This window comes from Arsenophonus sp. ENCA, assembly GCF_002287155.1.
GTDB lineage: Bacteria > Pseudomonadota > Gammaproteobacteria > Enterobacterales > Enterobacteriaceae > Arsenophonus > Arsenophonus nilaparvatae.
Window position 1 is genome coordinate 1 of the sequence record NZ_NHNG01000797.1, and the last position, 10,949, is coordinate 10,949.

The window sequence follows — 10,949 nt, forward strand, 5'->3', positions numbered from 1 at the left end:
CTTCCGGGGAAAGCTCGGTCGAGTTGCTCAATACGCAACTAAAAACCTTTACCCAGCGCGTGAAAATGAAAACCGGCCAGACACTGGTGTTATCCGGCTTTCAGCAGGCCAGCCGTAAAGGAAGCAAGCAGGGCGTCGGTCAACCGGGGTTCTTTGGGTTAGGCGGCGGTCAACAGGCAGAAGACGGTGATCGGATGCTGGTTGTGCTCATTACCCCGGTTCTGTCGCAGGAGGGATAATAATGACGACAACACCGCTATTTACCGCGACGCCGATGGTGCGAGGCCGCCGCGTTTTTCTGGCCGGCATAGACTGGCTCCCCGTCACATTGCGAGCAGGGAAAAACGTCAAAAGCGAAGCGCGACGGCGAGGGGCAGATCGCGTAGTCAGCTATCGCTATCGGGACAGCCAGAAAAATCCGCAGTGGGTGATGGGGCTGGTCAATTGGGCGGCGTTGACGTTGCCCAAAGGCTGCAAGGACGGTTACGCGCTGGCACTGCTCATCGTCCGGCAACTGAAAGGCAGTGGCTACGCCATTATCGCGCTGGATAACGCGCGCTACGGCTTTGTTAGCAGCATCGACGGGGTGCTGATTAACGATGTGGTGGGCGACAAGGACGCAATCGCACAGGCGCAGAAAAACTTTTGCCAGTTTAACCGTGAGCCGGAAGGCGGCTGGCAGATTTTCGCCCCGGCTGACTGGAACATCGCCGGTAGCCAGCCTTTTGATTTGGACGGCTTGCTGGCCGGGCTTCGTTTTCCAGCCAGTGCCCGCTTTCAGGTGACATCGCGCAAGCGGCGATGGTTAGGTCTGTTTACCCTGTGCGGCCTGATGTTGGCCGGTTACTTTGGCTGGCAGGGGGTTCAAACCCATCAGGAAACGTTACGTCAGGCCGCAATACGGGCGGCATGGCTGGCACAGCAACAGGTGCAAACGTCCCCGGCTCTGCGCTCACCGTGGCATGACACCCCGCGACTGATGCCGTTTATCAGCGCCTGTGCCGAACGCTGGCAAAAAATCCCGCTGTCGCTGGCAGGCTGGCGATTTAAAGAGGCGCAGTGTGCACAGGAAGGGACATTACGGCTGGCGTACAGCAAACCTGCTGGGGCCACCGTGGGCGATTTCGCTTACCGGGTAAAGCAGGTTTACGCCGGGCAAACGATGCCGTATTTCAATTTACCCGGTCAGGGTGATACCGGCGGGTTTAGCCAACCTGTGACCTTCACCATCTCGCCGGATACGCGCGCCTTGCCGGAGGCGGATAACCAGATACAGCGATTAACCACCTTTGCGCAGCGGATGCGCCTGCCCATTAACCTACAGGAAGAGGATAACCGTCAGGTGAGCGCTAACGGCGAAGAGCGGATTTTGCCGTGGCGCAGTTTTAGTTTTTCACTGGAAACCGCCATCCCCCCCACCCTGTTGTTTGATGAACTGGACGATCTGGGTTTACGCCTGCACGTCATCACGATCACGCTCAATCAGGGGCGTTTAAGTTACCGGATGGAAGGAAAATTATATGCAAAATCATAAACGTGCTCTGTTTATTGCGGCGTGGGTAAGCACAGCAGCTTATGCCGAAACACCGCCGGTAATGGAAGAATACACCCTGCAACGGTTAGAGCAGATACAGGCCGAAACCGTCCTGCTGGAAGCCAAAGCCGCCCGCGCCCGCATTCAGCGCGAACTGGAAGAGAGCGGTATTGATGCCCGGACAGCGAATTTACCGCTTACTGGCCGGGAGTTGGCCATTTTGCCCCGCGCCGGAGGCTTAACGTCAGTAGAAGAAATTTACGGCAGTGGCAAGCAACTGATGGCGCGTCTGGTGCTGTCCGATGGTAAGCGGGCCGAGCTACGGCAAGGCGAACAGATCCCCGGCACCCGTTTTTTGATTGAGACGATTAGCGCCCGCGAAGTGCGGGTTGCTGACGGCAACGATAAACACACATTAGCCTTTTATTGATGAGGAGAAAAAGAGTGATGTTAAATACCCTTCCGCAGCCCGATGCCGATATTGCCCGCTTTGTGCGGGTGACACAGGCCGAGGACGGCATGATTGATATTTTTATCGCGGACAATTACCGCGAGGATTTTAAAGTTCAACATTTCGTCAGCCGGGTACAAAAAGCCTTTCCGGGGCGTACCCGCTGGGCCAGCCTGTCGCTGGATGAAATCGCCAACGTAGCCCTCCCGCTATCGAGTGATGCGCCGGCACACAGCGTCAACCAGCAGCGGGTATTAAGCTACTTCCGCAAGGCCATTGCGCTATCGGCGTCTGACGTGCATTTTACCGTCGGACGTGATGGCGGCCAGTTTTGCTATATTGAAGCGCGGGTGCACGGTGAACTGCAATGTCTGGACTGCATCGACAAGGACGAAGGGATGGCGCTGGCGTCCACCATTATTCTGTCGATGTGTGATGTCACCGAGAAACAGTTTTACCCCAATCTTCATCAGGATGGCCGCATTGCTGAACGCTTTTTAAAGCCGCTGGGAATATTTGGTGCCCGCTATGCGCATATGCCTGCTGTCGGCGGGCTGTATGTGGTGATGCGTCTGATTAAGGATGATGGCGATGCCGTACCGGATTTTGAATCCTTGGGCTTTCTGCCCGATCAAGTCCGGGTACTGAAACGCCTGTTGCGCCGTCCCGAAGGGATGCTGATTTTATCCGGGCCAACCGGATCCGGGAAATCCACCACGCTACGCACCGCCTCCTACGCCTATCTTGCGCTGTGGGGCTATATCAACAAATTACCGATACGGCGACTGTTAACCATTGAAGACCCACCCGAAGGCCGGATTTATGGCGCAATCCAGACGCCGATCATTGCTGATAAGAAAAACACCGAAGAAATCAAACGCGCATGGCTGCTATCGATGGCCTATGCCTTGCGTTGTGATCCGGATGCGATTTTAAACGGCGAAATCCGCGATTTGGAATCCGCCATCACCGCGCTAAAAGCGGCCATGACCGGGCATCTGCTGATGACGACACTTCACGCCAATGATGGCCTGAATATCCTTGAACGACTGGAAATAGAAGGGGTATCCGCAAGACTACTGGCCGATCCGCAGTTGTTGATTGGGTTGATAAGCCAACGGCTGGTTCAGCGCTTATGTCCTCACTGCAAAGTACCTTATCACAGGGTAGCCGGGCAGCTTGAGGAGGACGATCGTGATCTGATTGAACAGTATTGCCAGCCTGAAAAGGTGTTTATGCGCCATGTTGAAGGCTGCGAACACTGTTTCCATGGCATTGTCGGGCGGATCGTGGTGGCCGAAGTGATCGCCCCGGATGCGCAGTTTTTTGAACTGTACCGGACAAAAAGCAAGGCGGCAGCGAAAACCTACTGGCATCGTAAGTTGGGTGGTATTACCCGTAATCAGCACGTGTTGCACTACATCCATGCGGGAGAAGTTGACCCACTGGCAGCGCATTTTATTTGCCCGATTGATGAGGACAGTTATACGTTGTTGTCGTTAGAAAGCTAAAACGCCCCAATCAAGGGGGGCTAAAAACAAAACCCGTCTAGCACTGACACGGGTTTATCGCTTCCCTGATAACGCTCACGGGCTTCGGCGGTCTGGCCTATGACATCACCTGTCACCCCATCACACCGCCTTCCATGCGCTGATGCGCATCGCAAAAACAAACCCCGCGCAACACCAATCTGTCCCCCCGCGAAGCGTTGACTTCGTGTCAGAATAGATTTACTGTATAAATAAACAGCATTAATGTAAGGAGCGTTATCTGATGGCTGACGAAGAAGAAAAAACCACAAGAAAAAAACGCAGTCCCAGTTGGACCGGATTCGGCGGGCGAGATAATTCTCGCGGTTATGATAGTCATAATCTCGGGGGCCATACCACGCATCATGGTGACGGTACTGCCACCACAACCGATAATCGTGGCTCGATAAGCCACTATTCAGGCAGGGATCGCCACTCTGGCAGTCATGCTCACCGTGGCGGTGGCAATGGTGGCGAGCGTGGAGACCGAAATCGACATCAAGGCCCGAATAATGCCGAGATAGCGGCTCAACGGGCGCGTTATCAGCAGGCACACACCTTGTTGAGTGAGGTGAAGACGCTTTCTCTGCCCGGAACAATGATAACGCCTGAGGCACTGGCACATCCTGTCCCGGTTTTCTCGGTCGCCGGGGTGGGCAGCGTTGCCCTCACCGACACGACTGCCGCGGCTTTGGTGGCCGGATTGCGCGCGGCTATCAGTGCATTAGCGAGCGCTGGCGCGGAAATCGCTGCGGCGACACCGGTAGGATTTTTAGTCGCCTCAATCGCTTATTCGCCAAAGGTCGGTGTCGGCAGTGACAAGGTGCCGGGCAGAACCCCAGAGAATTTCTTTTCACTGGCGCTCCCCGCTCATCAGGTTATGAATTTACCGGATAAAAAAGCCCTGGAGCAGGCGGCAAATACCTCAGGTACCGTGAACATGCCGGTACGCGGTGTGTTAACCGCTGAAAAAGCGATTGAAATCAATCTGGTCAGGCATCCCACCGTACAGCCGGTCAAAGTAGTCAAAGCAAAACACGATGTGAGTACCGGACTGTATGTCCATGAGGTTGCTGACGTGCCGGGCGGAAAACTGGTGACAACACCGCCGGTAATGGCTGATATTCCCTCATTAGGCCCGTTGATAACGCCCATTTCTGACGTGCCCGTCACCGTGCATACCGGCAGCGAAAGTCGTCCCCCTGCGGTGCCCGTTACACCCTTTCCGGATGCCAGTGGTTCAACTCACCGGGATATTGTGCTGGTCTATCCCGACGATGCGGGGATGGAGCCGATCTATGTGATGTTCAACAAGCCGAGAAAAGGCGCAAAACCCGCCGGGCATGATTACCATAAACCCCCGAAGACACAGGATATAACCGGATTTGCTGATTTAAAATATCAAAGGCCAAAAACGCCAAAACAAGATGGTTCAGGAGAAAGAAGGCGCTGGATAGATGCCAAGAGAAGAACGGTTTATGAATGGGATTACCAACACGGTGAGCTGGAAGGATATCGGGCCAGTAACGGTGAACATATTGGCAGCTTTGACCCTAAAACCGGTAAACAAATTAAACCCGCGGTTCCGGGACGCAACATTAAAAAATATCTGTGAGGTGGGGTATGGGATTAAAATTAAGATTATCATGGTTTGAAAAAACAGCAGATGACATCGCTGGTGAAGAGTATTCGCGTGATTTACGGGATGATGGCTCTGTGATTGAACAGTTAGGCTTGACGATTGAAGACAATGTCAATAATGGCGAATTTAATGTTAAATCCCACTGGGTCACTGTCCTTAACCCCTATTTTAATCATAAAATTCAATATGATAAGTATGATTATTTTGTTTCGTTTGATTATGCTGACGAATGGCCGGAAGACATGCGTACCTTACGCTGGGATTTACACGGACACCCCTCAGCCCATGAGCAGGGCGGAAGCTGGCACATGACAGTAACCCCGGAAATTAGCGGGGAGATCCTGCGCGCCAGCTATCAGTACCATGGAAACCGCTTGCCCAATGCCATGATGCAGGTGCATCTGCTGGGCGGCACCATTGACTGTGATTTGGGAAATGTGGGATCCACCTTATCCTTTACCCCCCAAAACAGACAGTTAACCCAAGGTCAGGCGTTTGAGGTGGTGCATCCAGTGACCCCCACCCGACACAGTCATAAATCCCTGAAATTTATCGCGCCTATGCCACTGATTATAGAACTTGCGGTGCGTGTTGATAGCTAAATACTGGCTAGATATGCGGGTGCGGTAGGAATAGCCGTTACCGGCTACCCCCGGCGCAGATCCGGACGTGCGCTGCTAACGCATCCGGCTCCTACTTCGGGTACTGGCGTGGAAGCGATGCATAAGGTTCCCCTTTTGCAGTTTCCCGCACGGCCAGCAGACGTGACATCGCATTTTCCCGGCTCTGCGTCCGGATGCGGTCGTACCGTTGGCTGTTCCCCTCAGTCACGGGCCTTCCCTCCGTCAATTCCGCCACACTGTTACATGTTTTGTTCACTGATTTCTCCGGTACTATGCCCGTGTCCGACTTCCTGTACCCCGCAGTACCTTGTCTTTACGCTTTGGCACCACGGTCCGCTATCGCGGATCTGGTTCAGGATCTCCCAGGTTCCGTATGACGAACTTCTCCACATGCACCGGGTCTCCGACCCCGGGAGGCATGGAGCGTGTCTTGCCATATCGGCACGTCCATTGTTGGTTTCTGCTTCGCTTAACAGCATCACCGCCTCCGATTTCATGTATTTCGTGGCTCAATACCGGGCCTGTGGATACCTTTGCTAACACTTCACGTCAGAAGTTACCCGCTGCCGCGCATAGCTAAAGGACCGGGCGAGTGGCTGGCTCTTACCCGGAAGGGACTTTCACCCTCTGTTCAAGTCACCAGCTTATCCTGGCGTACTAAGCGCCCCATGTAGGACGTCTTGCGAAATTTATGGTTTCGTTGTAGGCCGCAAACCAACGAATCACGCAACACCATTTAATTCATTGATTTTTAATTAATTGTTATCTACGGGGTTGGTTTGAATAAAATGAAGTTAGTGCGCCCTGTCACCATTGATAGTGTCCACTTAAATTTAAGTGGACACTATCACAGCTTGGTTTTTTCATGTATTGGCATCATTCCTCTACAAAACAATGAATTAGAATAGTGCGTAGTGAACCATCGCATACACCATATCAGTCAACGATTCAAGACGTCCTACATGGGGCGCTTACGCAATTGTGATAATCAGTGCGTGCTGCCAAGCACTGTCACATACCTCAGTCAACCAAAACAGGTCGCTTAACACGACCTGTACATCCCCTCTTTTTTCTGACAGGTAAGCACGATCTGATTGAACAGTATTGCCAGACTGAAAAGGTGTTTATGCGCCATGTTGAAGGCTGCGAACACTGTTTCCATGGCATTGTCGGGCGGATTGTGGTGGCCGAAGTGATCGCCCCGGATGCGCAATTTTTTGAACTGTACCGGACAAAAAGCAAGGCGGCAGCGAAAACCTACTGGCATCGGACGCTTGGCGGCATTACCCGTAATCAGCACGTCTTGCACTACATCCATGCGGGAGAGGTTGACCCACTGGCCGCGCATTTCATTTGCCCGATTGATGAAGACAGTTATACGTTGTTGCCGCAATAAAATCCTCTCCCACACTGAATTCCGCATGCTATTTTTATGCGCTGATTTTCATTGTTGACTTTATGATCAGCCCAATATACTGTTTATTTATACAGTACAATGTAAATATGATTTTTATTGAATTATCAATGAAACTAACATATAGAGAAGAGAGGGGATTATGTATTCAATTGACTACAACTCGTATCGTTCTGTAAAAAGCTTTAATCGCCGTGTACGTTTCCTTGTTATGCATTATACAGCGGCTAATTTTAAAAGTTCTGTCAATATGTTAACCGGTAACTCAGTTAGCGCGCATTATCTTGTTCCTGATCCGTCTGATCAAACTTACATTGATGCAGGATTTAAAAATATGCGGATATTTAATCTGGTAGATGAAGACGAGAGGTCTTGGCATGCTGGTGTGAGTGAGTGGGCTGGTCGTAACAACCTCAACGATACCGCCATTGGTATTGAAACAGTTAATCTGGCGACGGACAATAATGGTGAGTTTATTTTCCCACCTTTCCACCCACAACAGATAGAAGCCATAATTGAGTTGTCGAAAAATATTATACAACGTTACCCAGACATCGCCCAAGTTAACGTTATTGGGCATTCTGATATTGCACCGGGGCGGAAAAGTGACCCTGGAGCGGCTTTCCCTTGGGAAGATCTTTATAAGGCAGGTATTGGTGCCTGGCCAGATATAGATACAATTGAGAAGTATAAGAAAAAGTTTATTTCGCAAGGTATACCTGAGCGTAGCATTATCATCAACTTGTTAAATAAATATGGTTATTCAGTCAAAAGTGCAAACAATATTGAAGGTTTTAAACAGTTAACTAGAGCCTTTCAACTACATTTCCGTCAAAAAAACTATGATGGAGTTATGGATACGGAAACCGTATCGATACTAGCTGCTTTATGCGAAAAGTACAAAAAAATTCAAAGTTAATATTTATTTTAAATAACCGTAACATTGTACATTTATGCCACTTTAAATGTTGTCTAACAGAGTATTACTTTTTAATGAATATTTAATTTTTAAACGCCCCAATCAAGGGGCGCTATGGTTACGCGGCATGGTGTTCAAGCACACGACCTGATTCAGGTTGAACACCAATGGCAATCTTCTGCGGTTTTTCCTGTTCAGGAATATCGTAGGTAAATTGCAAGGTTAATAACCCTTTATCCAGCGTCGCTTGCTGAATCGTTATTCGATGCTCAAGGCTGAAATTTACAGAAAATCCATTTTTACTAATGCCTTGATGTAACCATTTAACACCTTCTTTTTCATCTTCTGATTCATTTTTCTCATCGCTCGCTTTACCACTGATGGTTATCTGATGATTATGCACAGAAATCTCCAATTCATCTTGTGAATAACCCGGCACACTAAACGTTAGCTCATAATGATTCTTGTCTTTCTGACGTAGGTTATAAGCTGGATTATCGCCAAGGGGCTTTTCACCAGTTAGCCGACTAAACAGCCGATCCATTTGGGTAATGCGATCAGGAAGATAATTACTGAAGGTAGGAATTAAAGATAAAGAACGATAAGAAGTCATATGCCCTCCTTGAGGGTCTGTGTGTCGAAGATCAAAGTTGACTTCAACAATAAAGATATGGGGGTCATATAAGACATTTTCAAGTCACCAACCATTTTTTGGAGTAAAATATGTCGTTTCGATTAAATATCGATTTTATCGCTGTTAAACCTCACATTAATACTACTATCCACTGGATTTACCAAAAAACCTTTTCCGCCAAAGACCGCATCGTCTTCTACGACATGCTGGCCTTTTTGCTGGATAACAATAAATCGTTGCAGCAAGCCTTTCTGGATATGCGTAATGTCGCCACCGATTTCGGGCGTAAGCATCACCCCTACGCCGTGCTGTTGACCGATTGCCTCTCTGCGCTGGATGAGGGGCAAGGGGCGTTTGAAAAAGTGCTACTGGAATGGGTGCCGGTTCAGGAAGCTACCCTGATTGGCTCAGGCATCCTCTCCGGCAAGCTCTCGGATGCCTTGCGTCGTGCCAGCCAGATTGTGGAGGGCAAAAAAACCATGGTTTCCGCCCTGTTCGGCGCACTGGCCTACCCGTGCTTTCTACTTGGCATCGTGGTGCTGATGATGCACATGGTGTGTAACAAATTTATCCCCAAGCTGGACAGGCTGATACCGCGCGAAAAATGGGAGGGCGCGCTTAGCCTGCTCACCGGCATTTCTGAATTTATGGTTCATTTTGAGTGGTTACTGCTGTTTGGCCTGCTGGCACTCACCGCCCTGATTGTTTGGTCAATGGGAAACTGGGCAAACCGGAAAATCGCCGACCACCTGCCGCCATGGTCAGTGTATCGCGCGGTGCAGGGGGTTTACTTTTTGCTGAATATTGCCGCGTTACTGCGGGTCAATATCCCGGTGATGCAGGCGGTGAATATGCTCGGTGAAACCGCCAGTCCGTGGCTGGAAAGGCGCATTAATGAAACCCTGCATTATATGCGACAGGGCGAACATCTGGGACTGGCTTTAAAAAGTAGCGGCTATCACTTCCCCTCGCGGGAGTGTGTCAATCAGATGATGCTGTTAACCGAAAGCGCGGGAGCCGAAAACAGCCTTGAACGCTATGCCGACCGCTGGTTGCAGATCACCATTTCTCAGGTCAAGAAAACATCACGCTATTTAACGGCTTTCTGCTTCTTGTTGGTGTTCGGCTACATGTTGCTGCTGCTATTAGCCAGCAGCGATTTAAATACCATGGTCAATCAAATGGGGTAAGGAATGAAAAATAATATGTCGTTTTATTCACACACAAAAGAGGACGTTATGAAAAAGAAGGCAACGTTGCACCGGGGATTTTTAAGTCTGGAAGCGATGGGAGTATTAGCGATTATTGCGGTCGCCATTGTGCTGGCTGTCAGCGCCGTCTCTATCCTGTTTAATAAAAGTACCCTTAACGATGAAATGTCCAATGTGCAGGCATTGGTGACGCAAGCCCGCGGCATGCTAAAAACGCAGGGCGAATACCCGTTTACCAGTGGAGCCAAAATGACCGGTACACTGGTGCAGTTTGGCGGCGTACCAGGCAGCATGACCATTAACGGTGACAAGGCAAGCGGCGCGGCCAAGATTGCCAACGGCTGGGGCGGTGACGTGATTATTGCCCCGGAAAAAATTCAGGGTTCCGCCAATAACAAAGGCTTTTCCGTGACCTATAAGAATGTGCCGCAAGACGCCTGTGTCATCATGGCAACCAAACTGAGCGGCAGCGCGATGATACATGAGATCTCGATTTCCGGTACCAACAATGTCGGGGCCGTCACCGCAGAAAAGGCCGGGACGCAATGCAAAGCGGATAATGGCTCGGTCGGCGTGAATACCCTTATCTTTAAATCCAATACCTGATTTTTCCTTTCTTTTTTTAATTTTTCTCATCCTTTCCATGCAGGAAAGGCGAGTTTTGCTTTTTCTGCATTTAAGGCGCGCTAACATGAAAATTATCCCCTTTTGGCTTGCCATGAGCATGACCACGACGGCACAGGCATTTTGTTTTAATGAGGCGGGCGCAATATACCAGATTGACCCGAAACTGCTCAAAGCCATCGCCCAGCAGGAAAGCAGCCTCTCTGCGAGAGCGGTCAATATCAATCGGGATAAACAGGGGCGGGTGTTGAGCACCGATTATGGGTTGATGCAGATCAATTCAACGCATATTCCCAAACTCCAAAAGATGGGGGTCATTCGCAACCCTAAGGATTTACTCAATCAGCCCTGCCTTAACGTTAAGATCG

General features: G+C 50.3%; 9 protein-coding genes and 3 pseudogenes. 11 read left to right on the forward strand and 1 reads right to left on the reverse strand.

Features of this window, described 5'->3' with window-relative positions:
- The 8 genes and pseudogenes from CBG25_RS20705 to CBG25_RS20740 form a co-directional block, all read left to right on the forward strand.
- A pseudogene (locus tag CBG25_RS20705) lies at window positions 1-239 on the forward strand (PilN family type IVB pilus formation outer membrane protein); the annotation flags it as partial.
- 2 nt (window positions 240-241) lie between these two features.
- Window positions 242-1,534, forward strand: coding sequence for a type 4b pilus protein PilO2 (pilO2, locus tag CBG25_RS20710; RefSeq protein ID WP_290608957.1), 1,293 nt, complete (start codon window positions 242-244; stop codon window positions 1,532-1,534).
- Window positions 1,521-1,964, forward strand: coding sequence for a type IV pilus biogenesis protein PilP (gene pilP, locus CBG25_RS20715; protein WP_290608958.1), 444 nt, complete (start codon window positions 1,521-1,523; stop codon window positions 1,962-1,964). The genes pilO2 and pilP overlap by 14 nt, the downstream gene beginning before the upstream one ends.
- Before the next feature lie 17 nt (window positions 1,965-1,981).
- On the forward strand, window positions 1,982-3,496 hold the full coding sequence (locus tag CBG25_RS20720; protein ID WP_290608959.1) for an ATPase, T2SS/T4P/T4SS family: 1,515 nt from the start codon (window positions 1,982-1,984) through the stop codon (window positions 3,494-3,496).
- A gap of 262 nt (window positions 3,497-3,758) precedes the next feature.
- Entirely contained in the window at window positions 3,759-5,129 is a 1,371-nt protein-coding gene (locus CBG25_RS20725; RefSeq protein ID WP_290608960.1) for a colicin E3/pyocin S6 family cytotoxin, read from the forward strand.
- Between the two features lie 8 nt (window positions 5,130-5,137).
- Window positions 5,138-5,389, forward strand: a pseudogene (locus CBG25_RS20730) (colicin E3-like toxin immunity protein); the annotation flags it as partial.
- 1,480 nt (window positions 5,390-6,869) lie between these two features.
- Window positions 6,870-7,175, forward strand: a pseudogene (locus CBG25_RS20735) (type II secretion protein E); the annotation flags it as partial.
- Window positions 7,176-7,335: 160 nt separating this feature from the next.
- Window positions 7,336-8,112: an N-acetylmuramoyl-L-alanine amidase gene (locus tag CBG25_RS20740; protein ID WP_290608961.1), complete on the forward strand. Its 777-nt coding sequence runs from the start codon at window positions 7,336-7,338 to the stop codon at window positions 8,110-8,112.
- Window positions 8,113-8,230: 118 nt separating this feature from the next.
- Here the strand turns inward: CBG25_RS20740 and CBG25_RS20745 are convergent, their stop codons facing one another.
- On the reverse strand, window positions 8,231-8,725 hold the full coding sequence (locus CBG25_RS20745) for an Hsp20 family protein (protein WP_290608962.1): 495 nt from the start codon (window positions 8,723-8,725) through the stop codon (window positions 8,231-8,233).
- Window positions 8,726-8,835: 110 nt separating this feature from the next.
- Here CBG25_RS20745 and CBG25_RS20750 point away from each other — a divergent pair, with 110 nt between their 5' ends.
- The 3 genes from CBG25_RS20750 to CBG25_RS20760 all read left to right on the forward strand — a co-directional run.
- Window positions 8,836-9,936, forward strand: a complete 1,101-nt coding sequence (locus CBG25_RS20750) for a type II secretion system F family protein (protein ID WP_290608963.1) — start codon at window positions 8,836-8,838, stop codon at window positions 9,934-9,936.
- Window positions 9,937-9,984: 48 nt separating this feature from the next.
- Window positions 9,985-10,563, forward strand: coding sequence for a type 4 pilus major pilin (locus tag CBG25_RS20755; protein ID WP_290608964.1), 579 nt, complete (start codon window positions 9,985-9,987; stop codon window positions 10,561-10,563).
- Window positions 10,564-10,648: 85 nt separating this feature from the next.
- Window positions 10,649-10,949 (forward strand): lytic transglycosylase domain-containing protein (locus CBG25_RS20760; RefSeq protein WP_290608965.1); only part of this gene is annotated, 301 nt, incomplete at its 3' end.